The 23,522-nt window shown below is 73.5% G+C and carries 24 protein-coding genes; 12 read left to right on the forward strand and 12 right to left on the reverse strand.

The window, feature by feature from the left end:
- Together AB0F18_RS18870 and AB0F18_RS18875 are read right to left on the reverse strand one after the other, a co-directional pair.
- A partial coding sequence (locus AB0F18_RS18870) for a serine/threonine-protein kinase (protein ID WP_362061799.1) occupies window positions 1-947 on the reverse strand: 947 nt, incomplete at its 3' end.
- 237 nt (window positions 948-1,184) lie between these two features.
- Window positions 1,185-2,024 carry a VOC family protein gene (locus AB0F18_RS18875; RefSeq protein WP_362061802.1) on the reverse strand — a complete coding sequence of 280 codons (840 nt, stop codon included), beginning with the start codon at window positions 2,022-2,024 and terminating at the stop codon, window positions 1,185-1,187.
- A 309-nt stretch (window positions 2,025-2,333) separates the two neighbouring features.
- On the opposite strand from AB0F18_RS18875, the gene AB0F18_RS18880 reads away from it, so the two are divergent.
- Complete coding sequence (locus AB0F18_RS18880; protein WP_362061805.1) at window positions 2,334-2,981, forward strand: TetR family transcriptional regulator; 648 nt, start codon at window positions 2,334-2,336, stop codon at window positions 2,979-2,981.
- A gap of 72 nt (window positions 2,982-3,053) precedes the next feature.
- On the opposite strand, the gene AB0F18_RS18885 is transcribed toward AB0F18_RS18880, so the two are convergent.
- The gene (locus AB0F18_RS18885) at window positions 3,054-3,539 is read right to left on the reverse strand and encodes a nitroreductase family deazaflavin-dependent oxidoreductase (protein ID WP_362061808.1); all 486 of its coding nucleotides are present in this window, start codon (window positions 3,537-3,539) and stop codon (window positions 3,054-3,056) included.
- Window positions 3,539-4,807, reverse strand: a complete 1,269-nt coding sequence (locus tag AB0F18_RS18890) for an acyl-CoA dehydrogenase family protein (protein WP_362061811.1) — start codon at window positions 4,805-4,807, stop codon at window positions 3,539-3,541. The genes AB0F18_RS18885 and AB0F18_RS18890 overlap by 1 nt, the downstream gene beginning before the upstream one ends.
- A gap of 184 nt (window positions 4,808-4,991) precedes the next feature.
- On the opposite strand from AB0F18_RS18890, the gene AB0F18_RS18895 reads away from it, so the two are divergent.
- Window positions 4,992-6,209, forward strand: coding sequence for an acetyl-CoA acetyltransferase (locus AB0F18_RS18895; protein ID WP_362061814.1), 1,218 nt, complete (start codon window positions 4,992-4,994; stop codon window positions 6,207-6,209).
- A 52-nt stretch (window positions 6,210-6,261) separates the two neighbouring features.
- Here the strand turns inward: AB0F18_RS18895 and AB0F18_RS18900 are convergent, their stop codons facing one another.
- Complete coding sequence (locus AB0F18_RS18900; RefSeq protein WP_362061817.1) at window positions 6,262-6,558, reverse strand: protealysin inhibitor emfourin; 297 nt, start codon at window positions 6,556-6,558, stop codon at window positions 6,262-6,264.
- Complete coding sequence (locus tag AB0F18_RS18905; RefSeq protein ID WP_362061820.1) at window positions 6,555-7,757, reverse strand: M4 family metallopeptidase; 1,203 nt, start codon at window positions 7,755-7,757, stop codon at window positions 6,555-6,557. Before AB0F18_RS18905 ends, AB0F18_RS18900 begins: the two co-directional genes overlap by 4 nt.
- A 321-nt stretch (window positions 7,758-8,078) precedes the next feature.
- Between AB0F18_RS18905 and AB0F18_RS18910 the strand changes: the two genes are divergently transcribed.
- From AB0F18_RS18910 to AB0F18_RS18925, 4 genes are all read left to right on the forward strand, one after another.
- Complete coding sequence (locus AB0F18_RS18910) at window positions 8,079-11,012, forward strand: alpha/beta fold hydrolase (protein WP_362061823.1); 2,934 nt, start codon at window positions 8,079-8,081, stop codon at window positions 11,010-11,012.
- Between the two features lie 131 nt (window positions 11,013-11,143).
- Window positions 11,144-11,335, forward strand: a complete 192-nt coding sequence (locus tag AB0F18_RS18915) for a hypothetical protein (protein WP_362061826.1) — start codon at window positions 11,144-11,146, stop codon at window positions 11,333-11,335.
- A 47-nt stretch (window positions 11,336-11,382) separates the two neighbouring features.
- Entirely contained in the window at window positions 11,383-12,228 is an 846-nt protein-coding gene (locus AB0F18_RS18920; protein WP_362061829.1) for a proline hydroxylase, read from the forward strand.
- 97 nt (window positions 12,229-12,325) lie between these two features.
- Window positions 12,326-13,165, forward strand: coding sequence for a PhzF family phenazine biosynthesis isomerase (locus AB0F18_RS18925; RefSeq protein ID WP_362061832.1), 840 nt, complete (start codon window positions 12,326-12,328; stop codon window positions 13,163-13,165).
- 15 nt (window positions 13,166-13,180) lie between these two features.
- Here AB0F18_RS18925 and AB0F18_RS18930 read toward each other — a convergent pair whose 3' ends face one another.
- On the reverse strand, window positions 13,181-13,387 hold the full coding sequence (locus AB0F18_RS18930) for a hypothetical protein (RefSeq protein ID WP_362061835.1): 207 nt from the start codon (window positions 13,385-13,387) through the stop codon (window positions 13,181-13,183).
- Window positions 13,388-13,457: 70 nt separating this feature from the next.
- Between AB0F18_RS18930 and AB0F18_RS18935 the strand changes: the two genes are divergently transcribed.
- Window positions 13,458-14,123 carry a pyridoxal 5'-phosphate synthase gene (locus AB0F18_RS18935; protein WP_362061838.1) on the forward strand — a complete coding sequence of 222 codons (666 nt, stop codon included), beginning with the start codon at window positions 13,458-13,460 and terminating at the stop codon, window positions 14,121-14,123.
- 186 nt (window positions 14,124-14,309) lie between these two features.
- Here AB0F18_RS18935 and AB0F18_RS18940 read toward each other — a convergent pair whose 3' ends face one another.
- From AB0F18_RS18940 to AB0F18_RS18950, 3 genes are all read right to left on the reverse strand, one after another.
- A complete protein-coding gene (locus AB0F18_RS18940) occupies window positions 14,310-14,720 on the reverse strand; it encodes a Zn-ribbon domain-containing OB-fold protein (RefSeq protein ID WP_362061841.1) in 411 nt (136 codons plus the stop codon).
- Window positions 14,717-15,169: a DoxX family protein gene (locus AB0F18_RS18945; protein WP_362061844.1), complete on the reverse strand. Its 453-nt coding sequence runs from the start codon at window positions 15,167-15,169 to the stop codon at window positions 14,717-14,719. Before AB0F18_RS18945 ends, AB0F18_RS18940 begins: the two co-directional genes overlap by 4 nt.
- Before the next feature lie 68 nt (window positions 15,170-15,237).
- Window positions 15,238-16,011: a maleate cis-trans isomerase gene (locus tag AB0F18_RS18950; RefSeq protein ID WP_362061847.1), complete on the reverse strand. Its 774-nt coding sequence runs from the start codon at window positions 16,009-16,011 to the stop codon at window positions 15,238-15,240.
- A gap of 172 nt (window positions 16,012-16,183) precedes the next feature.
- Here AB0F18_RS18950 and AB0F18_RS18955 point away from each other — a divergent pair, with 172 nt between their 5' ends.
- From AB0F18_RS18955 to AB0F18_RS18970, 4 genes are all read left to right on the forward strand, one after another.
- Window positions 16,184-17,341, forward strand: coding sequence for an NAD(P)/FAD-dependent oxidoreductase (locus AB0F18_RS18955; protein ID WP_362061850.1), 1,158 nt, complete (start codon window positions 16,184-16,186; stop codon window positions 17,339-17,341).
- Between the two features lie 45 nt (window positions 17,342-17,386).
- Window positions 17,387-17,911, forward strand: coding sequence for a GNAT family N-acetyltransferase (locus AB0F18_RS18960; protein ID WP_362061853.1), 525 nt, complete (start codon window positions 17,387-17,389; stop codon window positions 17,909-17,911).
- A gap of 171 nt (window positions 17,912-18,082) precedes the next feature.
- Window positions 18,083-20,317: an acetate--CoA ligase family protein gene (locus AB0F18_RS18965; RefSeq protein WP_362061855.1), complete on the forward strand. Its 2,235-nt coding sequence runs from the start codon at window positions 18,083-18,085 to the stop codon at window positions 20,315-20,317.
- Window positions 20,318-20,540: 223 nt separating this feature from the next.
- A complete protein-coding gene (locus AB0F18_RS18970; protein WP_362061927.1) occupies window positions 20,541-21,263 on the forward strand; it encodes an enoyl-CoA hydratase-related protein in 723 nt (240 codons plus the stop codon).
- A gap of 34 nt (window positions 21,264-21,297) precedes the next feature.
- Here AB0F18_RS18970 and AB0F18_RS18975 read toward each other — a convergent pair whose 3' ends face one another.
- Both AB0F18_RS18975 and AB0F18_RS18980 read right to left on the reverse strand, forming a co-directional pair.
- Window positions 21,298-22,092 (reverse strand): VOC family protein, encoded by a 795-nt coding sequence (locus tag AB0F18_RS18975; RefSeq protein WP_362061858.1) that lies wholly within the window; start codon window positions 22,090-22,092, stop codon window positions 21,298-21,300.
- Window positions 22,093-22,184: 92 nt separating this feature from the next.
- Complete coding sequence (locus AB0F18_RS18980; RefSeq protein ID WP_362061861.1) at window positions 22,185-22,727, reverse strand: hypothetical protein; 543 nt, start codon at window positions 22,725-22,727, stop codon at window positions 22,185-22,187.
- Window positions 22,728-22,847: 120 nt separating this feature from the next.
- On the opposite strand from AB0F18_RS18980, the gene AB0F18_RS18985 reads away from it, so the two are divergent.
- The gene (locus tag AB0F18_RS18985; RefSeq protein WP_362061930.1) at window positions 22,848-23,465 is read left to right on the forward strand and encodes a flavin reductase family protein; all 618 of its coding nucleotides are present in this window, start codon (window positions 22,848-22,850) and stop codon (window positions 23,463-23,465) included.
- The last annotated feature ends 57 nt before the right edge of the window (window positions 23,466-23,522 follow it).

Consider the following 23,522-nt stretch of genomic DNA (forward strand, 5'->3'; position numbering starts at 1 on the left):
GGCGGCGCGTGCACGGGGCCGCCGGGGGACGGCACGCCGGGCACCGGCGTACGGTTCCCGGCGCGCCGGGCCTCGATCATGGCGACGGCCCGCGCCGGGAGCCACGCCGAGGCCGTCCCGCTGTCGTCGCCGCCGTCGAAGAGGTGCGGGGCGAGCTGCGCCTGGAGGTCGGCGGGGGTCGGGCGCCGGGTGGCGTCCATCTGCATGCAGGAGTCGATCAGCGGCCGCAGCTCGTCCGGCAGCCCGTCGAGGTTGGGGCCCTCGCGCAGCAGCATGAACACCGTCTCGACCGGGTTCGCCCCGTGGTACGGCGGGTGCCCGGTCGCGGCGAAGACGAGGGTGGAGCCGAGCGAGAACACGTCACTGGCGCCCTTGACGCTGCGCGAGTCCTTCGCCTGCTCGGGCGACATGTAGGCGGGGGTGCCGACGGCGACGTTCGTCATCGTCAGCCGCGTGTTGGACACCCCGCTCGCGATGCCGAAGTCGATCACGCGCGGCCCGTCCTCGACGACCAGCACGTTCGACGGCTTCAGGTCGCGGTGGACCAGGCCCGCCCCGTGGATGGACTGCAGTGCCTCGGCGATACCGGCCGCGAGCCACCGTACGGCCTGCACGGGCATGGGCCCGCACTCGTTGACGATCTCCTCCAGCGAGGGCGCCGGCACGTACGCGGTCGCCAGCCACGGCACCGCGGCCCGCGGGTCGGCGTCGACCACGGCCGCGGTGTAGAAACCGGACACCGCGCGCGCCGCCTCCACCTCGCGGGTGAACCGCACGCGGAACAGCTGGTCCTCGGCGAGCTCGGTGCGCACCGTCTTGATCGCGACCCGCCGACCGGACGCCGACCGCGCGAGATAGACCAGCCCCATGCCGCCGGCGCCGAGCCGTCCCAGCACCTCGAAGGGGCCGATCCGTCTCGGGTCGTGCTGCGTCAGCTGCTCCACCACTCGCCTCCACACCTCCCCGTACGGGCCCTCTGCCCGGGCCCGCTCTTTCCGCCGGCGCGTGCACCGGCGCGCGCACCGGACCGGCGGACGGCCGCCGCCCGCCCCGGTGTCCTGTACGCGCCGCCGGCGGAACGGTGCCCCGTCCCGCCGCGTGCGGCGTGCGGATCCGGGCCCGCGGCCGTGAGCCGTTCGGGCCAGGAGTCGCACAGTCGCACAGTCCTCGCAGTGCCGATTCTGTCAGGCCCGCGCCTGGTCCGGCCCCGGCTCCGGGTCCGCGTTCCCGCGCGGCTCCGACAGGAGGGCGAAGACGGCCCCCTGATTGTCGGCGACGACGGCGATCCGGCCGTACGGCGTGTCGAACGGATCGGCCGTGACACGCCCGCCGAGCCGCTGCGCCGCGGCCACGCTCGCATCGCAGTCGGGGACGGCGAAATAGGCCAGGAAGTGCGCCGGCATGATCGCCGGGAAGGCGTCGGTGATCAGGCTGCGCCCCAGGACCGCGGTGTCGGCGCCGGGCGCGCTGCCGGGCGGGGACCACAGCCGGTACTCCAGCCCGGTGCCCTCGGGGTCGTCGGGGTCGTCCTGGTCCTGGGGGACGTAGCCGAAGACGGTGGCGTAGAACACGTCGACCGCGTCGCGGGCGCGGGTGTAGAGCTCGGCCCAGCAGTACGTGTACGGCTCTCCCTGGGCCTCGAAGCCGTGGTGGGTGCCGGGCTGCCAGAGGCCGAAGACGGCCCCGCCGGGGTCGGCGGCCATGGCGGCGGTGCCGTAGGGGCCGACGGGCTGGGGATCCATCACCATCTGGCCGCCGGCGGCGCGGATACGGGCCGCGCAGGCGTAGGCGTCGGAGGTGTACAGGTAGACGCCCCAGACGGTGGGCATGCGGCCGTCGGGCTTGGGGGCGAGGGCGGCGACGTTGCGGCCGCGGCTGTAGGCCTGGGTGTAACCGCCGTACTCGGGGCCCGCGCTGCCGCCGAAGGTCCACCCGAAGAGCTCACCGTAGAACCGCTTGCCCGCCTCGACGTCGGGGAGCGAGGCGTCGACCCAGCAGGGGGAGCCTTCCGCGAATGCGACCATGGGAGGTTCCTTCCGTTGCGCGGGCTTTGCTGGGTTTTCCCATGGTCCGCCCGAAAAGTTGTCCACACCCTGTTGATAAGACTATTCGGGGGATACGCCACGATACGGAGGGGGGTCGGTCCGCCCCGGCGGCGGATCGGAGCGCTGCGCCGAGTGCTGCGCGGAGCGCTGCGCCGAGCGCCCCGCGGTCCGGCCGGAATCCGACCCCGCCGGACCCCCCGAAGCGACTCCAGGGCAGGTCGGCGGGCCCGTAACCCCATTTGCAGGCGGCCGAATAGCGCGCCGGAGCCCCCTCGGTAAGCTGACGGCATGACAGGACAAGTACGCACCGTCGACGGGCGTGTCGCCGGCCGGCGCGGCCAGGCGACGCGGCAGAAGCTGCTCGACTGCCTCAGCGAGATGCTCAGCTCCTCGCCGTACCGCGACGTCAAGGTGATCGACGTCGCGCGCAAGGCCGGTACCAGCCCCGCCACCTTCTACCAGTACTTCCCGGACGTCGAGGGCGCCGTCCTGGAGATCGCCGAGGAAATGGCCACGGAGGGCGCCCAGTTGACCGCGCTCGTCGAGGGCCGCAACTGGGTCGGCAAGGCCGGCTGGGCGGCGGCCGAGGAACTCGTCGAGGGATTCCTGGACTTCTGGCGCCGCAACGACGCGATCCTGCGCGTGGTCGACCTCGGCGCGGCCGAGGGCGACAAGCGGTTCTACAAGATCCGCATGAAGATCCTGAACTCCGTCACCAACTCCCTTACGGAGTCCATGAAGGAGCTCCAGGCCAAGGGCAAGGTCGACAAGGAGCTCAGCCCGGCGGCGATGGCCGGCTCACTGGTGGCGATGCTGGCCGCGGTCGCCTCGCACCAGAAGGGCTTCCAGACCTGGGGCGTCAAGCAGGCCGAGCTCAAGCCGAACCTGGCGCTGCTCGTGCACCTGGGCATCACCGGCAAGAAGCCGACCAGGTGACGGCGGACCCCTCCCGGGGGTCCGCCGGCTCCGCGGGCCGCCGCGTCCGTGCCGGTTCGCGTACGCCTGCGATCAGCGTCGCTCCAGGCGGAACAGCCTGATCTCGCGCTCGATGCGCGCCTGGTACGTCGCGTACGGCGGCCAGAACCTCAGTACCGCCCGCCACGCCTCCGCCCGTTCGGCCCCCTCCAGCAGGCGGGCCCGTACCGCGATGTCCCGCCCCTGCCAGTTCACGTCCGCGTCCGGGTTCTTGAGCAGGTTCCCGGTCCAGGCCGGGTGGCCGGGGCGGCCGAAGTTGGAGCCGATCAGCAGCCAGCTCCTGCCTCCGTCCTCCGGCATGCACGCGAGCGGGGTGGTGCGCGGCTCGCCGCTCTTGGCACCCCGGGCGGTGAGGATCACCCCGGGCAGCATCCGGGCGCTGAGCAGCACCTTTCCGCCGGTCAGGCGGTGCACCGCCTTGTCCATGGCGGGGATGAAGTGCGGAGCGATCCTGGCGAAGAGGAGGGTCGAGGAGATCTTCTGCATGAGTTTGACGGGGAGGGTCGCGCCGGGAGCCATCAGACGGCCGCCTTCTGTCGCGTCGCGGACGGGTCGGGGGTGCCGGGGGCGTGGTGTGCCGTCGGGGTGCCGGGGGCGGTGAAGAGGCCGGCCCGGTGCGCGGCGTGTGCGCGGAGCCGGTGGACCGGGCCGAAGAGCAGCTCGTCGGCGGCCGCCCGCTTGAAGTAGAGGTGGGCGTCGTGCTCCCAGGTGAAGCCGATGCCGCCGTGCAGCTGGATGGCCTCACCCGCGGTGATCCGCAGGGCTTCCAGCGCCTGGGCGAGGGCGAGGGCGCCCTGCTCGGGGTCCCAGGCGGCGTAGTAGGCGGCGGACCGGGCCGCCTGGACCTGGACGTAGAGGTCGGCCAGGCGGTGCTTGACCGCCTGGAAGGAGCCGATGGGCCGGCCGAACTGCTCGCGCCGGCGTACGTGGTCCACGGTGCGGGCCAGCGCCTGGCCGGCCGCGCCGGCCGCCTCGGCGGCCAGGACGGTGGCGGCGTGCCGGCCGGTGGCGGCCAGGGCCGCGAGGGTGCGGGTGCCGCCGCCCTGCGCTTGGGGCTCCGCCGCCTGGACCTCCTCGTCACCGAGCAACTCGGCTTGTACGTCGCGCAGTTGCATGCGCCCCTGCGGGCGGGTCTCGTCGAGGGTGGTCTGCCGGGCGCGGACGAGGCCGGGCGCGTCCCCCCGTACGAGGAACAGCAGGGTCCGGGCCCGGGCGAAGCCGCCGGTGTGAGCGGCGACCAGGAGCAGGCCGGCGCTGTGCCCGTCGAGCACCTGGGCGACCTCCCCGTAGAGCCGCCAGCCCTCGGCGTCGGCCCGCGCCTGCACCCCGCCCGCACGGCCCCCGCCGGCCCAGTCGCCGGGGGCGTTGTCGCCGGTCAGGGCGAGGGCGGTGGCCAGTGCGGGGCCGGGTACGGCGAGTGCGGCGGTCAGTTCCCCGGCCGCGATCGGGGGCAGCAGGGCCGAGCGCTGGCCGGCGGTGCCGAGGGCGCCGATCAGCGGGGCGGCGAGGGCGGCGGTGGCCAGCAGCGGGGAGGGCAGCAGCACGCGCCCGGTCTCCTCGCAGGCCAGCGCCAGGTCGGCGGGAGTGCAGCCGACGCCGCCGTACTCCTCGGCGATGGCGGTGCCGGGCAGCCCGAGCTGCCGGGAGAGCTGCTGCCACAGCTCGCGGTCGTGTCCGGCGTCGGTCCGGGCGGCGGTTTTGACCTCGTCCGGGCCGCAGTGTTTGCCCAGGATCTCGCGCAGGGTACGGCGCATCTCGTCCTGCTCCGCGGTGAAGGCGGCATCCATCGTCGGGCTCCTCCTGGGGGCACCTCCCAGCGGTAGCTGGGGGAGTATCTGACGGGGCGTCATGTTAGGGCGGCGGGGGCGAGATGCACAGAGCGCGGAAGCCGCAGGAGCCGCAGGGTTGAAGTCGTGGGGAGCCGAAGCCGTGGGCTAGAAACTGACGTGTCGTCAGATGTACCGTCCCTCCATGCCTGGACCCCTGTCTGCACCGCCCGTGCCCCCGCCCCTTCCCGCACCCCGCCGCCGGGTCGCGGTGGTCGGCGTCGCCCTCTCGGACTGCGGCCGGGTGGACGGCCCGACCCCCTACGCCCTGCACGCGCAGGCCGCCCGGCGGGCGCTGGCCGACTCCGGCCTGGACCGCTCGGTCATCGACGGCTTCGCCTCGGCCGGCCTCGGGGTCCTCGCCCCGGTGGAGGTGGCCGAGTACCTCGGGCTGCGGCCCACCTGGGTCGACTCGACGTCCGTCGGCGGCTCGACGTGGGAGGTGATGGCGGCCCACGCCGCCGACGCCATCGCCGCCGGCCACGCCAACGCCGTCCTGCTGGTCTACGGCTCCACGGCCCGCGCCGACATCAAGGCCCGGCGGCGCACGTCGAACCTGTCGTTCGGGTCGCGGGGGCCCCTCCAGTTCGAGGTGCCGTACGGGCACACCCTGGTCGCCAAGTACGCCATGGCCGCCCGCCGGCACATGCACGAGTACGGCACCACCCTGGAACAGCTCGCCTCGGTGGCCGTCCAGGCCCGGGCGAACGCGGCCACCAACCCCGACGCGATGTTCCGCGACCCGATCACGGTCGAGGACGTCCTCACCTCGGACCCGATCGCCGACCCCTTCACCAAGCTGCACTGCTGCATCCGCTCCGACGGCGGCTGCGCGGTGCTCCTCGCGGCCGAGGAGTACGTCCCGGACACGGCCAAGGCCCCCGTCTGGGTCCTGGGCACGGGTACGTCGGTCTCCCACACCACGATGTCGGAGTGGGAGGACTTCACGGTCTCCCCGGCGGCCGTCTCGGGCCGCCAGGCCTTCGCCCGGGCCGGCCTGAGCCCGGCGGACGTGGACCTGGCCGAGATCTACGACGCCTTCACGTACATGACCCTGGTGACGCTGGAGGACCTCGGCTTCTGCGCCAAGGGGGAGGGCGGCGCCTTCGTGGAGAAGGGCCGCCTGCTGCGCGACGGCGAACTCCCGGTCAACACGGACGGCGGCGGTCTCTCGGCCTGCCACCCCGGCATGCGCGGCCTGTTCCTGCTGGTCGAGGCGGTCCGCCAGCTCCGCGGCGAGGCGGGCCCGGGCCGACAGGTCACGAAGCGCGGGGGCGGCGGCGGCCTGCCGGAGGTGGCCCTGGCATCGGGCACGGGCGGCTGGTTCTGCTCATCGGGGACGGTGCTGCTGGGGCGGGGATGAGGCCGTGGCCGCCCGGAACCCGCGATGTCCGGGGTCCGCGGACGGCCGCGGTCTACTGCTGTGCGAAGCGTTTCTTGAGCCAGGTGAGCAAGGTCGCGAACGCCGGGGTCATCGTCGCGTCCGATTGTTCGAGGACCATGGTCCGGGCGGGGTCCTCCGCCGTGATCGTGTAGGTCATCGCGTCCCTGGCGAGGCCGGACCCGTTCGCCGGGGGCGCCGCGGCGGCCGCCGTCAGCAGGCGGGTCAGCTCCGCCGCGGCGTTCTCGGGCAGGGTGGCCGTGTCCAGTACCTCGGGCCGGCGGCGGATCGCCGCCGCCAGCCCGCCGTACGTCTCCAGCGTCACCTTCACCTGTTGCCCTTCAGTACGGCCAGGTCCTTGGCCAGTCCGGTCACCTTGGCGTTCAGTTCCCCGAGCTGCCGGGACAGGGCTGCGATGCCGTCCTCGCGGCCCGCGCGGCCGTTCCCGTTGACGGCGAAGGCCCGGGCCTTCGGGACGCCGCTGATCTGGATCTCCACCCCGGCCCATGCCGCCAGCACGGCCGACTGCTCGGGACTGCCGACGCCGAACAGGTCCCCGGCCTTCTGGTAGGTGGTGTCCGCGAAGTCCTGGAAGCTCGCGTCGGCGGTCGACGCCCTGAGCGAGTCGTACCAGATGTGTCCGGCACCCTCCCACGCGAATCCGCCGATGGCCACTGCCGTCAGGTAGAACGCCTTGTTCGGGATGCCGGAGTTGAAGTGCACCCCGCCGGAGTCCCCTCTCGGAGTGTCGGGCAGGTGGATGAACCTGCTCATGCGGTCGGGCTGGGGGTCCTTGCCGAACTGGGGATTGTTGTACGCCTGCCCCGGCTCCTTCAGCGACCGCAGGGCGTCACCGCCGATTCCCGGGGTCCATACGTCGGCGCCGATCTTCCAGTCCGCGTCCTCCGCCTTCTGCTTCAGCGACCACTGCCTGACCAGTGAACCGAATACGTCCGACATCGATTCGTTCAGGGCCCCGGACTGGTTGTGGTACTCGAGTCTGGCGGTGTTCTCGGTGACGCCGTGCGTCAGCTCGTGGGCGATCACGTCGAGGGATCCGGTGAGGTTGCTGAACTCCTTTCCGTCCCCGTCACCGAAGACCATCTCCTGCCCGTCCCAGAACGCGTTGTTGAACTGCACGTCGAAATGGACGTAGCCGTCCAGGCGCATGCCCTGGTCGTCGATCGAATCGCGCTGGAAGACGTCCCGGTAGAAGTCGCGCGTCAGGCCCAGACCTATGAACGCCTGGTTGACGGCCGTGTCCGTGGACTCCGGTCCGTCTTCCGTCCTGACCAGAGCGGCGCGGCGCAGGGACACCCCCTCATCGCAGTCGAAGATGGTGCGCCGGCCGTCACCGGCGGTAGCCGTGGCTCCCGCGAGGGACGCGCGGACCGTGCGTTCACCCCGCAGACGGGCGGTGGTCAGCAGAGTGTCCAGGGCGGCCTGGCGCAGGTCGGCGTCCGGGCTCTCCAGGAGCTTGTCGAGAATGTACGGAGGGATGATGCAGTTGATCGGTCGGGTCCTGCTCATGGGGCACCTCCTGAGCGAGAGGACCAACGGTTAAGAATTCATCATTTGACATTTCATCATTTGATGCGAGGTGATCTCAGATCACATACCAGCGGCCGTTTTGCACCGATATCACCAGTCTTGCGCCGCCGCCAGTCGCCAGCAACCGCCGGGACGGCCGGGTGCGGGACGGATCCGCCAGACCGGCCGTCCCGTTTCCGGGCGTGTCCCCGTTATGGCTCGTCCCGTCGCGCCTCATGCATCATTGACCCGGCTGGTTCTTCTTCATCTGCGACCGAATTCCTTCTGCTTCAACACGCTTTCTGGCTGCGGAGGTTCGCGATGGCGGTACGGACACGCGTCCACCTCGTGCTGGTGCACGGCCTGTTCTCCTCCGCGAAGGCGTGGAAGGCGTTCCACGGGCTCCTGACCACCGACCCGGAGCTGCGCGACTGGCTCAGCGTCCACCGCTTCCAGTACGACTCCCCCCTCGTGCGGCTGCGCCCCGACCGGCGTGTCGCCGAGACCGACGACGTCGCCGACCAGCTCGGCACCTTCCTGGAGACCGAACTCGCCGACGCCGAGCGGATCGTGCTGGTCACCCACAGCCAGGGCGGGCTGGTCGTGCAGCGGTTCCTCGCGCGGAAGCTGTGGAACGGCGAGGGGCGGGACCTGCGCCGCATCAGGCACTTCACGATGTTCGCCTGCCCCAACACCGGTTCCGGCTTCTTCCTCACCGTCCGCAAGTGGGTCAAGGTGCTGTGGAACCACCCGCAGGAGCAACAACTGCGCCCCTTCGACCGGGCGGTGACCGAGGCCCAGCGGACGGTGCTGAGCGCCGTGGTGCACGCCCGCGCGTACAGCGACAAGGAGTGTCCGATCCCCGTGCGCGCCTACGGCGGGTCGGCCGACGACGTCGTGCCGCCGGTCGTCGCGCGCGGCGTGTTCCCCAAGGGCGGGGTGGTCACCGCCGACCACTTCTCCATCATCCAGCCCGCCGACCGCACCGCCGCCTCCTACAAGGCCGTACGCGGGGCACTGATCGAGGTATCCCAGGGGGGCGGTGAGGAGCCGGAGTTCGCCGGGATCGACCTGGGCTCCGCGGCCAAGGACGACGGACGTCCCTCGCTGCCGGCGCCCGCGGCCGGGGAGCCGGACCTGGCGCCGTTCCCGCCGCCCCCGTACGGGCAGCTGGAGGAGGGCCAGCTGAAGGGGCAGGAGCGGCTCGGGCTGGTGGCGGACCTGCTGTCGGAGGAGGCCCGCCAGCAGGTCCACGTACTCGCCGGGCTGGGCGGGTCCGGGAAGAGCCGGGTGGCGCTGGAGGCGGCCGACCGGGCGCAGCGGGACGGGCGCCGGGTGTGGTGGGTGTCGATGCCCGAGCTGAGCCTGCGGATGCGGATGATCGCCCGTGACCTCGGGGCCCCGTCGATCACGGTGGAGCGGGCCTGGCTGCTGGGCACGGCCATGGACCTGGTCTGGACGCTGCTCAACGACTGCCCCGACCCCTGGCTGCTGATCTTCGACAACGCGGACGACCCCGAGCGCCTCGGCCCCCGCAACGGCCTGGTCTCGCACGGGACCGGCTGGCTGCGCAAGCCGCAGACCGCGCGCGGCACGGTGCTGGTCACCAGCCGGGCGCGCCGCGGCTGGGGCGACTGGGCGCACGTCCGGCCGGTGCCGCTGCTGGACGAGAAGGACGGCGCGTCCATGCTGCTGGAGCGGACCGGTGGCCTGGGCGGTACGAACGAGGACGCGCGCCGGCTCTCGCGCGAGCTGGGCGGGCTGCCGCTGGCGCTGCGCCACGCCGCCGACGTGATCAGGGCGGTCAGCGAGAGCCAGATCTCCCTGGACAGCGACATACGCGACTTCGAGACCTTCCGCCGGACCGTCGCCGCCCGTATCGACTCCGCCGGCCAGGACGGGCCGCACCTCGGCGAGCTGCTGGGGCGGGAGATCGTGGAGAAGTCCTGCGGGATCGCCCTGGACCTGCTGCGCGAGCGGGAGCTGGGGCAGGCGGCGGCACTGCTGAAGGTGTTCGCCTGCCTGAGCATCTCCCCGATCCCCTACCGCCTCCTGCTGGCCAGTCCGGCGCTCACGCGCTCCCCCCTGTTCCCCGGCGTGACCCCGGCGCGGACCAGCGCCGCCCTGGCGGGGCTGGAGGAGTTCGGACTGGTGGACGCGTACGAGCACGAGGGCGTCGCGGAACGCGACCTGGCGCACGTACTGACCATGCACCCGGTGGTGCACGGCGTGCTGCGCGAGGACGGGGAGGTGCGGGAGCGGCCGGCGGACCACTACGGGCTGGCCGTGCGGATGGTGCTGTCGGCGACCCACCTGCGCAATCCCGACCACCCGGCCAACTGGCCGCTGTGGGCGGCGCTCGCCCCGCACGCGATGGAGGTGTCCCGGGCGTGCCTGCTCGGTGACCTGAAGCTGTCGGACCGCACGGTGCGCGCCGAGGCCCTGGAGCTGGCGCGGCTGACCTCCCGCTACCTGATCGCGACGGGGCTGCTGGGGCCGGCGTACGACCTGGTGCTGCCGATGGTGGACCGCTGCTCCTCCTTCGGCTTCGACCCCGACGACCGGGAGATCCTGGGCCTGCGGCACGAGCAGGGCCGCATCCTCCTGGACCGGGAGCAGCTGCCGCAGGCGGAGCGGGTGCTGGAGCTGGTGGTGGGGGCGCGGACCCGGATCCTGGGCGAGAACCACGCCGACACGCTGGCCAGCCGGCACAAGCTGGCCCGTGCGATCAACGAGCAGGCCGGGCGGGAGGGGGAGGCGGAGGTGATGCTGCGCTCGATCGTGGAGGCGGAGAACGAGGTGCGCGGCCGGGAGCACTACGACACGTTGGTGATGCGCAACACCCTGGCCCGTACGATGCTCGCCCTCGGTGCGCACGCCGAGGCGGAGGCGGAGGCCCGGCAGATCCTGGACATCAGCCGGCGCAACCACTGGCCGCCGTCGACTCCGGAGATCCTGCGGGCGCGGGAGACGCTGACGCACGCGCTGCTGCGGCAGGACCGGGCGCACGAGGCGGAGCAGGTGATCCGGGCGGCGCTGCGGGACGCGTCGCAGCCGCCGGATTCGAACCTGGTGATGAGGTTCCGGTTCACGTTCGTGCTGGTGCTGCTCGGGATCCGGGGGCGTACGCCCGAAGCGGTGAACCAGCTGAAGGCGCTGGTGCGGGATCTGGACCGGGTGGTGGCCTCGGAGCATCCGCTGTCGGTGCAGGCCAGGGCGTTGCTGGAGAAGACGCTGCGCGAGATGCCCACCTGAGGGGCTGCCGAAACCCCGTCGTTCCGCGGCAGTTGGGCGGAACTCCGGCGGCCGGTGCGGGCTTGCGCGTAGCCTGACGGTGCCTCACCCTGTGTGACGCGTCCCACACCGAAATGCGCGGAGGTCCGCCGATGACTGCTGTCCCGGCCGATTCGAACAACGACCAGTCCCCCAGATGGGGGGCGCCGGGGAGCGCGCTGGAGGAACTCCAGGCGGAGGTCGGCCGGCGGATCGCGATGGAGGCTCTGGAGGCCGGACGGCAGGCGCTCGAACTCGACGCCAAGTCCGCCTTCCGTACGACCAGTGGGGCGCATCCCGTGTAGGTGCTGTTGTTCTCTGTTGTCTTTCCGAGTGCCCGGGGGGCCGTCGAATGACGTCAGAACAATCAGAACGATCCACGCCGGGCGTTTTAGCCGCCCCGGAGCCGTCGCACGATCCGTTCTTCCGCGCCGTCACCGCGCCCGCCTTCACCCATGAGCTGCTCGCCGGCCTCGCCGCCGGCCGGTGCGCGGCGGTGCGGGTGCCGGGGTTCCTCTCCGCGGAGCGGTGCGCGGAGGTGCTCGGCGCGCTGGAGGCGCGGCCGTTCGACGCGTACCAGCAGGCCCGTATCGATCCGCCGGTGATGCGGTTCGGGGTGGGGGTCAGCGACCACATGGCGGACGGCGGGGTCTCCGACGGCTACTGGAAGGCGCTGGAGGGGCACCACGAGGCCTGGCAGGGGCTGGGCCTGTCCTTCGACCCGTTCCGTACGAGCCGGGAGGCGCTCGCCGCGGCCTGGCCGGGCGGGGTGGCGGTGGGCCGGCGGGGCGGGCTGGAGATGGGCGACGGGGTGGCCCGGGAGCCGAACCAGGGGTTCCAGGTGCACTTCGACGACGCGCTGCGCGAGTACGCGGGGGATCTGCTGGACGTGCCGCTGATGGGGCAGTTCGCGTTCAACCTGTACCTGAGCGTGCCGCCCGAGGGCGGTGAGACGGTCATCTGGCGCCACCGCTGGCAGCCGGAGGACGAGGCGCACCGGCTGTCCGCCTACTACGGGTACGACGAGGCGGTGGTGCGGGGCGCCGAGTCCATCGAGCTGGCTCCGCAGGTCGGGGAGGCGCTGCTGCTCGACCCCCGGTTCTTCCACGCGGTGCGGCCGAGCCGGGGCGCGCGGCGGATCGCGCTGGGGTTCGCGGTGGGCATCGGCACGAACGGGCAGCTGCTCACCTGGGCCTGAGCGGGGCCGGGCCGGGCGGGCTCGGCGCAATGGGCGTCAACACCCTTTCGCAGCAGGGGTTTTGACGCCCGTGCGAGCGTCCCGCTACGTTCGCCGCATGGACCTCTTGCGCTACGTCGCCTTCAGCACCGATCCGCTCGGCGGGAACCCGGCGGGTGTGGTGCTGGACGCCACCGGCATGGACGAGGCGACGATGGCCGCCACGGCGGCGGAAGTCGGCTACTCGGAGACGGCCTTCGTCGTTCCCCGGCAGAACGGGGAGCTGGACATCCGCTACTTCAGCCCGCAGACGGAGGTTCCGTTCTGCGGGCACGCCACGATCGCCACCGCCGTCGCCCACGCCCAGCGGTACGGCACGGGCGCGCTGCTGCTGCACACCCAGGCGGGCCCGGTCCCGGTGACCACGTCGACGGGGCCGGACGGGGCGGTGGTGGCGACGCTGGTGAGCGTGGCACCGCGTACGGAGGAGATCTCCGAGGCGGATCTGGCGGAGCTGCTGGCCGCGCTGCGGTGGTCGGCGGCGGATCTGGACCCGGCGCTGCCGCCCCGGGCCGCGTACGCGGGGGCCTGGCATCCGGTGATCGCGGCCGCGAGCCGGGAGCGGCTGGCCGACCTCGACTACGACATGGCGGCGCTGGGCGCGCTGATGGCCCGCCGGGACTGGACGACGATCACCCTGGTACGGAGGGAGTCGCCGACGGTGTTCCACACCCGCAACCCCTTCCCTCCGGGGGGTGTGGTCGAGGACCCGGCGACGGGTGCGGCGTCGGCCGCGCTGGGCGGGTACCTGCGGAGCCTGGGGCTGGTGGAGGTGCCGGCGGTCCTCACCGTCCACCAGGGCGCGGACATGGGCCGGCCGAGCCTGATCACGGTGGGCGTACCGGCGGACCCGGCGGCGGGCATCGAGGTGACGGGCACGGCGGTCCCGATCGCCTGACCCTTCGGTGGTCCGCTACCAGCCGAGCGCGTCGAGCGGTCTGCCGTCCGGGGCGATGCGCAGGTCGTGGTGGGTGTGGTCGAGGTCGATCAGCCGGATGTGCGCGGGGTCCGTCCACTCGGCCTGGAGGACGCCCCTGGGGTAGCCGGAGGTGTACGAGGCCACCGGCCAGCGGCGTGCCCTCGGGAAGGTGCCGGTGTCGACGTGGATCCGCGCCCGCACCCTAGGCCCACCACCCCCGGGCAGACGGCCGGCCCCGGGGCGTTCGTGTGGGCGCCGTTAGCCTGGCGGGATGATCGGTGACTCCGAGTTCCACGAGGTCCTGCACTCCCTGCGCGTCTGGGACACCGTCCTGCCCGGGTTCGATCCGGCGTCGGCGCCGGCGGAGCCGCTGCCGCTCTTCCGGGAGTGGTTCGTGCACGCCGCCCGGGCGGGTCAGGTGGAGCCCCACACGATGAGCCTGGCGACGGTGGACGGCGACGGCCGGCCCGACGCGCGGATCCTGATGCTGCACGAGGCCGACGCGCGGGGCTGGCACTTCGCCTCGCACGCCACCAGCGCCAAGGGCCGGCAGCTGGCCGGGCGGCCGCAGGCGGCGCTGGTCTTCTACTGGCCGGCGGTGGGCCGGCAGGTCCGCCTCCGGGGGCGGGTCGTCGCGTGCGGGCCGCAGGAGAGCCGGGCCGATCTGGCGGTGCGCTCGCGCGGTGCGCTGGCGGCGGCGCTGACGGGCCGGCAGAGCGAGGTGCTGTCCTCGCCGGAGGAGCTGGCCGCGGCCTCGGCGGCGTCCTGGGAGCGGGCGGCCGCCGAGCCGGACGCCCCGGCGCCGACGTGGACCCGGTACGTGCTGGAGCCGACGGAGGCGGAGTTCTTCCAGGGCGACGCCGCCCGCCGCCACGTCCGCCTGCGCTACCGCCGCACCGAAGGGGACGGCTGGACCCGCGAGCTCCTCTGGCCGTGAGCACGAGGGCGCCCACCGCGGAGACCCGCGGGGCGCCGGTCGTCTCGTGGCGCCGCGCTCACCGGCACGGGCGCCGAGTTCCTCGTACCTGCCGAGCGGACCCTCGCGGCGTTCGACGCGGCCGGGGCCGCCGTCCGGCTCGGTCGGGTACTTCGCTGGGAGACCCGCGAAGGCCCCCGCGCCCCGTCAGGGGCGGAACACCGCGACCCACACCCCCTCGGCCGCCTCCCGGAAGGCGACCCGCAGCGGCATGCCGATCCGCAGGTCCGCGTCCGCGCAGTCGACGACCTCGGTCATCATCCGGGGCCCCTCCGCCAGGTCCACCACGGCGGCCACGTACGGGACGCGCTCCCCGAACGGCGGCAGGTCGTTTCGGTGGATCACCGACCAGGTGTAGAGGGTCGCGCGGCCGCTCGCCGCCTCCCAGGCGACCCGGTCCTCGCCGGCCCAGCAGAAGGGGCAGAACTCGCGCGGGTAGTGGTGCGCCCGCCCGCACTCGGCGCACCGCCGCAGCAGCAGCCGCCCTTCGGCGGCCGCGTCCCAGTAGGGGCGGGTGAACTCGTCGGCCTCGGGCAGGTCGTACCGTACGGCGCTCACAGGAGGATCCCCATCACGGAGTCGAGGGACCAGGTCTGCCAGGAGACGCCGAAGAACGCGACGCCCGAGATGAGCGCCATCATCGCGTTCTGCCCCTGCTCGGCCCAGTCGTGGATCATCAGCACCAGATAGAGCAGGTTCAGCAGCAGTCCGCCGGCCAGCGCCACCGGCGTGAGGAAGCCCAGCACCAGGCCCAGCCCCAGGGCCAGTTCCGCGTAGACGACGACGTACGCCATCAGCCGCGGCCGCGGCTGGACGACGGCCGCGAAGCCGCTCTTCACGAAGGACCACCGGTGCCTGCCGGCGACGTCGGCGGCCCAGGTTATGCCGGTGCCGCGTTCGAACCAGCCCTTCTTGTCCTTGTGCCGCCAGCTCTCCAGCCACCACAGGCCGAGGCCTATGCGCAGCACGGCGAGCCATTCGGCCCCGCTGAGCCAGATGGTCTGCATGGACCGCCACCCTCCACTCGATCTGACGGTACGTCAGTTCAGCGGATCGGCGCCGATCCCGCAAGGCCTCAGACGACCTCCGTGAACAGTCGCCCGTAGCCCTCGACCCCGGCGGTCCCCGCCCCCGCCGCGCGCAGCGCGGACCACAGCAGGACCTGGTTCGCGGTCAGCACCGGACGGCCCAGGGTGGCCTCCAGCGCCTCGATCACGCCGACCGCTCGGAAGCCGTTGCCGCCGATGACCACCGCCTCCGCCGCGCCGCCCACCTGCCCGGCCACCCAGTCGTGCAGGCCCTGCGGGGTGACCTGCGCCTGCCCGCCGGGCAGCCCGCACGGGGCGGCGTACAGGACCTCGAACCCGGCCTCCTCGTAGTAGCCGCGGCCCAGCTCGTTCAGGGTCTCGTCGAACCACGGCGGGTCCACCAGCGCGATCCGCCCGGCCCCCAGCGCGCGCAGCGCCTCGACGGCGGCCGCGCAGGTCGCCACCACCGGCAGGCCGTGCGCCCGCTCGCGCAGCCGGGCCAGCAGGTACGCCTCCCCGCGCGCCCCGATCACGTACGAGGAGCTGGTGAAGGCGAACGCGAGCGCCGCCACCGGCGCGGCCGCCAGCAGCTCGGCCGCGTCGTCCACCTGCGGGGGCTCGGCGAAGGCCCGTACCGGAGCCAGCGGGATCCTCGCCTCCATCGCACCGCCGCGCCCCATCGCCCCGAACGGCACCCGCGCGTAGTGCAGGCCGACCCCCGCCGGGGCCATGGCGCGCAGCTCCGACTCGGGGCCGACGTCGGCGTGGGGGGTCAGGACACCGAGGCGGACGCGTACGTCCCACCCGTCGGGCTGCCACATCGCGCGCTCCTCTCCACTACCGGGACGCCCCACTTTGTCAGGGTTCGACCGGCTGTGCCGCCAAGCCGCGCCGGACCCCGCACCAACCGGACCGGGCCCCGTGACCGATCCGCAATCGATTCCCTCCTCGTCCGAGACCCATCAACCCTGTGTGTCGATACGCTCACTCCTCATGCCCGCGCCCGCACCCGACCTGACCAGCACCCAGCCCCGCCCCGTGTACGTGATCGGCGCGGGCCCCGGCGGCCTCGCCGTCGCCGCGGCGCTGCGCGCCCGCGGGGTGCGCGCCGTGGTCGTCGAGAAGTCGGGCTCGGTCGGCGCCTCCTGGCGGGGCCACTACGAGCGGCTGCGGCTGCACACCACCCGGCGCCTGTCGGCCCTGCCCGGGCTGGCGATGCCGCGCCGCTTCGGGCGCTGGGTCGCACGGGCCGACCTGGTCCGGTACCTGGAGAAGTACGCCGAGCACCACGAGCTGGAGCTGGTCACGGGCGTCGAGGTGACCCGCGTCGAGCGCGCCGCCGACGGGGAGGGCTGGACCCTGCACGCCTCCGGCGGACGGCTGCTGGCGGCCGGGGCCGTGGTCGTGGCCACCGGGTTCAACCACACCCCGCACCTGCCCGACTGGCCGGGCGCCGACACGTACACCGGACGACTGCTGCACGCCTCCGGCTACCGCGAGCCCTCGCCCTACGCCGGGCAGGACGTACTGGTCGTCGGCGTCGGCAACACCGGCGCCGAGATAGCCGTGGACCTCGCCGAGGGCGGCGCGGCCCGGGTACGGCTCGCGGTGCGCACGGCCCCGCACATCCTGCGCCGCTCGACGCTGGGCTGGCCGTCGCAGCGCACGGGGATCCTCGTGCGCAGGCTGCCGGTGCGCCTCGTGGACCGGCTCGGGACCCTCGTCGCGAAGGCCTCCGTCCCGGACCTGTCGGCGTACGGGCTCCCCCGCCCCACCGCCGGCCTGTACAGCCGGGTGCGCCAGGGGGCCATCCCGGTCCAGGACATGGGCCTGATCGACGCAGTGCGCGACCGCCGGATCGAACCCGTCGCGGCCGTGACCTCGTTCGACGGCGACCAGGTGGTCCTGGCCGACGGAACGCGGCTGACCCCGGACGCGGTGATAGCGGCGACGGGCTACCGCCGCGGCCTGGAACCCCTGGTGGGCCACCTCGGCGTCCTGGACGACCGCGGCCGCCCCCTCGCCACCGGCCCCCGCACCACCCCCGGGGCCCCCGGCCTGTACTTCACGGGCTACACGAACCCCATCAGCGGCATGCTCCGCGAACTGTCCCGCGACGCGCGTCACATCGCAAAGGCACTCTCCCGCTAGCCAAACAGGCTGGTCACCGTCCCGGGACTGTGTTTCCCTACCGCGATGGAGGCCAAGAACGATCCGACCCGTCACGTCCGGCAGAGAACCGACCGCGACCTCGACGCGTGCGTCCAGGTGCTCGCCGCCGTCCATGAGCGCGACGGCTACCCGGTGAACTGGCCCGACCGCCCCGGCGACTGGCTGACGCAGCCGACGCCGCTCTCCGCCTGGGTAGCGGAACTGGACGGCCGGGTCGCCGGCCATGTCCGCCTGTCCCGCAGCGACGACGGCGATATCGCACCCGGTCTGTGGAGCGCCCGCGCGGGTGCCAGCCGCGCCACGACCGCGGTGATCAGCCGGCTGTTCGTCGCCCCGGCCGCACGCGGCCACGGGCTCGGCGCCCTGCTGCTGGCCCGGGCCGTCCAGGACGCGACGGACCGCGGTCTGCACGCCGTCCTCGACGTCGTCACGTCCGACACCGCCGCGACGGCCCTCTACGAGCGACTGGGCTGGACCCTCCTCGGCACCGCCGAACAACGCTGGACCCCGCAGCAGACCGTCACCGTCCGCTGCTACGCGGCCCCCTAGGCCGGATCCGGTCTGGACGGAGCCCCGACACCTCTGCCACGGTTCAGGCACACCACCTCCACCACCTTTCCTGCGCAGCCCTGTTCCTGACGGCGTGTCAGTTCAGTAATCTGACTACACGTCAGCTACGGACGACTCCACCGAGGTTCATCGAGCAGGGCGGGCGAAGCGATGCTTGGATCTACTCACGGCACCCTCACCACCGACTTCCGCGCACGGGTCGAGGCCTGCGGGGAGACCCCCAGGACCGCCGTCCACTCCACGACGGCACCGGCCGCCGGGGACACGGCCGAACTGGACGTCAGCGGCCGGCCCCTGCACTCCGAGGTGCCCGACCTGGACCGGTTCTTCCGGCCCGAGTCGGTGGCCGTCATCGGCGCCTCCGACACCGACGGCCGGCCGAACACCGGCATCACCCGGCAGCTGATCGCCTGGGCCGAACGCGTCGGCGCCCGCGTCCACCCCGTGCACCCGACCCGGACCTCCGTCTTCGGGCTGCCGTGCCACGCCTCCGTCGCCGAGCTGCCCGAACAGGTCGACCTCGCCGTCCTCCTCGTCGCCGACCCGATCCCGGTCATCGAGGAACTCGCCGACACGAAGGTCAAGTTCGCGGTCGCCTTCGCCTCCGGCTTCGCCGAGACCGGCGAGACCGGCGCGGCCGCCCAGGCCCGGCTGACCGCCGCCGTACGCCGCTCGGGGCTGCGCCTGCTCGGCCCGAACACCAACCTCAACGCCTTCGAGCGGTTCCGCGAGGACCTCGACGGCCCGGCCATCGCCCTGATCACCCAGTCCGGCCACCAGGGCCGCCCCGTCTACACCCTCCAGGAACTGGGCATCCGCCTCTCCCACTGGGCCCCCACCGGCAACGAGGCCGACCTGGAGACCTCCGACTTCATCTCCTACTTCGCCGAACGGCCCGAGGTCGGGGCCATCGCCTGCTACGTCGAGGGCCTCAAGGACGGCCGCTCCTTCCTCCTCGCCGCCGACCGGGCCGCCCGCAACGGGGTCCCCGTCGTCGCCGTCAAGGTCGGCCGCACCGAGACCGGGGCCCGCATGGCCGCCTCCCACACCGGCAAGCTGACCGGCGCCGACACCGTCGTGGACGCCGCCATGCGCCAGTTCGGGGTCATCCGCGTCGACGGCCTCGACGAACTCCAGGACACCGCCGCCCTCCTCGCCCGAGCCCGGCCGCCGCAGGCCGAGGGGGTCGTCGTCTACTCCATCTCCGGCGGCACCGGCGCCCACTTCTCCGACCTCGCCACCGAGGCCGGGCTGACCCTGCCCACCCTCTCGGACGCCAAGCAGGCCGAGCTCCACCAGTGGATCCCCCCGTACCTCAACGTCGCCAACCCGGTCGACAACGGCGGCCACCCGGTAGGCGACTGGCGCGGCCGCAAAATCATCGACGCGATCCTCGCCGACCCCTCGGTCGGCGTCCTGATCTGCCCGATCACCGGCCCCTTCCCGCCGATGAGCGACAAGCTGGCCCAGGACCTGGTCGACGCCGCCGAGGCCACCGACAAGCTGATCTGCGTCATCTGGGGCTCCCCCGTCGGTACCGAGGAGGCGTACCGCTCCACCCTCCTCGGCTCCTCCCGCGTGGCCACGTTCCGCACCTTCGGCAACTGCATCACCGCCGTCCGCGCCTACCTCGGCCACCACCGCTTCACCGCCTCGTACCGCTCCCCCTTCGACGAGGCCCCCCGCACCCCGTCCCCCTCCTACCGCAAGGCCCAGGCCCTGATGCGGCCCGGCCAGCAGCTCAGCGAGCACGCTGCGAAGCAGCTGCTGCGGGCGTACGGGATCCGCGTCCCGCGCGAACAGCTGGTCACCAGCGCGGCGGCGGCCGTCCGCGCGGCCGGGCTGGTCGGGTACCCGGTCGTCATGAAGGCCTCGGGCCCCCAGCTCGCCCACAAGACGGAACTCGGCCTGGTCAAGGTCGGCCTCACCTCGGCGAGCCAGATCCGCGACGCGTACCGCGAGCTGACGGACATCGCCCGCTACGAGAACATCCCGCTGGACGGGATCCTGGTCTGCCAGATGGTGGAACGCGGCGTCGAGATGGTCGTCGGCGTCACCCAGGACCCCCTCTTCGGCCCGACCGTCACCGTGGGCCTGGGCGGCGTCCTGGTGGAGGTCCTGCACGACGCGGCGGTCCGCGTACCCCCCTTCGGGGAGGACCAGGCCCGGACGATGCTCCGCGAACTGCGCGGCGCCGCGCTGCTGGACGGCGTACGGGGGGCTCCGGCGGCGGACGTGGACGCACTGGTGGAGGTCGTCCTCCGGGTCCAGCGGATGGCCCTCGAACTGGGCGACGAACTGTCGGAGCTGGACATCAACCCGCTGATGGTCCTCCCCCGGGGGCAGGGGGCGGTGGCGCTGGACGCGCTCGCCCTATGCCGCTGACCTGCGGTGCCGCCGAGCCCCGGGGGCTCCTCCCCAGACCCCGCGCCTCAAACGCCGGCGGGGCTGGATTTGGCCGGCCGGGACCTGATCTGCCCGGCCCGGCCCAGCCCAGCCCCCCAACCCCCCGAACGGAGTTCCGTTGTCCCCCGTCACCCCCTCGGACGAGATCCTGCACCGCTTCGAGAGCGGCGTTTCCTGGATCACGCTCAACCGTCCCGACGCCATGAACGCCCTCACCTGGGACCAGCGCGAGCGCGTCATCGCGCTGCTCGGTGACGCCTCCGCCGACCCCGCCACCCGGGCCGTCGTCCTCACCGCCACCGGCAAGGGCTTCTGCGCCGGCGCCGACCTCCGCGGCTCGGGGCCCGCCGCCACCGACCGGGTCGCGGGCGACGTCGCCCGCATGATCCGGCTCGGGGCGCAGCGCCTCGTCACCGCGGTCCTCGACTGCGAGAAACCCGTCATCGCCGCGGTCAACGGCACCGCCGCCGGCATCGGCGCCCACCTCGCCCTCGCCTGCGACCTCGTCATCGCCGCCGAACCCGCCCGCTTCATCGAGGTGTTCGTCCGCCGCGGCCTGGTCCCCGACGGCGCCGGCGCGTACCTGCTCCCCCGGCTCCTCGGCCCGCAGAAGGCCAAGGAGCTGATGTTCTTCGGCGACGCCGTCCCCGCCGAGGAGGCCGCCCGCCTCGGCCTGGTCAACAAGGTGGTCCCCGCCGACGAGCTGGAGGCGGCCGCCCGCGCGTGGGCCGAGCGGCTCGCCCAGGGCCCCACCCGTGCCCTGGCGCTCACGAAGCAGCTGGTCAACGCCTCCCTGGACGGTGACCGGGCGACCGCGCTCGCCGCCGAGGCCACCGCCCAGGAGCTGAACATGACCACCGCCGACGCGAACGAGGGCGTGGCCAGCTTCGTGGAGCGCCGCACCCCCAAGTACCTGGGCCGCTAAGCCGAGGTACGCGCCTGCGCGCCCCTGCCGGCACCTACATCCGCGGGTTCGGCTTCAGCACCGCGAACACCGCCCCCGCCGGGTCCGCTCCCCACGCGATCCGCCCGACGTCCGGCACGTTCGCCGCCGGCATCAGCACCGCGCCCCCCGCCTCCTCGACGGCCGTGACGGTCGCGTCCGCGTCGGCCACGTGGAAGTACGGCACCCACCGCGGCACGAGCGCCGACGCCCCGCCCGCCCCCTCGCCCTGCTGAGCGACCCCGCCGAAGGAGGTGTCCCGCTGGTCGCCCTCGGCGAGGCTCAGCACCCGGTACGTCATCCCCGGCGCGTCCATCTCCTGCGACCGCCACCCGAACAGTCCGCCGTAGAACCGCAGGGCGGCCTCCGGGTCGGGTACGTGCAGCTCCACCCACAGCAGGCTGTTCTCGGCGGAGGCCACTTCCAGCCCGGCCGTCTTCCCGGGCTGCCAGCAGGCGAACCGCGCGCCCTGCGGGTCGGTGAACTGGGCGAGCCAGCCCTCCCCCATGACGTCCATCGGCGCCGCCCGCATCTCCCCGCCCGCGCGCATCACGGCGTCGGCGGTGGCCCGGATGTTCTCGCTCTGGAAGTAGACGGTCCACGAGGAGTCCGCCCCTTCCTCCGTCAGCGGTCCGAGCGCGGCCACGGTGCGGCCGCCCTGCTGGAAGAACCCGTACCCGCCCGCCTCGGGCCCGGCGGAGACGAAGTCCCAGCCGAAGACCGCCCCGTAGAAGGCGGCGGCCGCGCCGGTGTCGGGGCTGCCGAGGTCGAGCCAGTTGGGCGATCCGGTACGGAAGTCGGTGCCGAGCATCAGTTCCTCCTACGGGTAGGCGCGCAGTCGCTCGCCACCATGCCCACCCCCCACCCACCAGAGGACGTACAGACCGCCGATGCCCGCCGGATTCACCCGTTCGGCGGTGCCCCGCCCCCGGACACGAGCCCCACCCCCGCGGCCACCACCACCAGCAGGCCGGTGCCCATCACCCACGCCACCCCCTCCACCACCTTCAGCGTCCTGACCTCACACCACCGCGCGTACAGCGCCCCCGCCACAGGAAGCACCCCGAGCCCCGCGACCCACTCCCACGTCGGCCCGTACGGCAGCCCGTGCCGCCACCCCTCGGCCGCGTACACCGCCGCGAGGACCGCCCCCAGGGCTGCCGCCCACCCGGCGGCCGGCACGGGGGTGCGCCGGCCCAGGGCGCGGGCCGCCACCGAGACCGGCAGGGCGAACAGGGCCGCGTGCAGCAGCCCCAGCAGCAGGAGCACCACCGGGCCCGCCACCAGCACGACCACGATCCCGAACGCCCCTCCCTCCCCCGGGTCGTAGTCGGCCCGGGTGAACGCGAACAGGACGGAACCCGCTACCAGCAGCGCGAGTTGGCCGATCGCCGCGGCCGCCGCCCCAGCGAGCTCCCGGCCCCAGGCCGCCGTGAGCCTCCCCATCGCCCCCCACCCCCTCTTTGAACGCGTTCAACCCGCCATCGGACCCTACACCCACCCCCGCGACCCCTTCTCATCTGACGAGCCGTCAGGTTCAATCGGAGGGTGATGGGACACGCAGGGATGGCGGCCACCGTCGTCCGATACCTCAGGTCAGTCGGCTCCCCCACCTCCACGCCCCGGGAGCCCGAGTCCGCGCGCGTCGACGCCCTCCCGCGCCCCGACCTGCGGGCCGTCGGCGCGGACGAGCGCGCGCCCGTCAGCCCCGCCGAGTTCCGCGCCGTACTGGGCAACTTCGCCAGCGGGGTCACGATCATCACCGCCCCGCCCGCCGACGGCGAGGAGGGGCCGGCCGGCTTCGCCTGCCAGTCCTTCGCCTCGCTCTCCCTCGACCCGCCCCTGGTCACGTTCATGGTGGCCCGCACGTCGGCCACCTGGCCCCGCATCGCCCGCGCCGGGGTGTTCTGCGTCAACATCCTCGGCTCCGGCCAGGGCGAGCTCTGCCGGGCCTTCGCGGTCAGCGGCGCCGACAAGTTCGCCGGGGTCTCCCACCGGCCCGCCCCGGCCACCGGATCCCCGCAGCTCGACGACGTCCCCGCCTGGATCGACTGCCGGATCCACGCCGTCCACACCGGCGGGGACCACCTCATCGTCGTCGGCCGGGTCGAGGCCATGGGCGCGGAGGGCGAGGGCGACCCCCTCCTCTTCCACAAGGGCCGCTTCGGCCGCCTGGCCGAGTGACGCGTACCCCCGCCCTCCGCACACCGCGGTGGCCCGGCGCGCTCCGAGCGCTCCGGG

Origin of the sequence: Streptomyces sp. NPDC029216, assembly GCF_040648015.1 — a bacterium.
Taxonomy (GTDB): Bacteria; Actinomycetota; Actinomycetes; order Streptomycetales; family Streptomycetaceae; genus Streptomyces.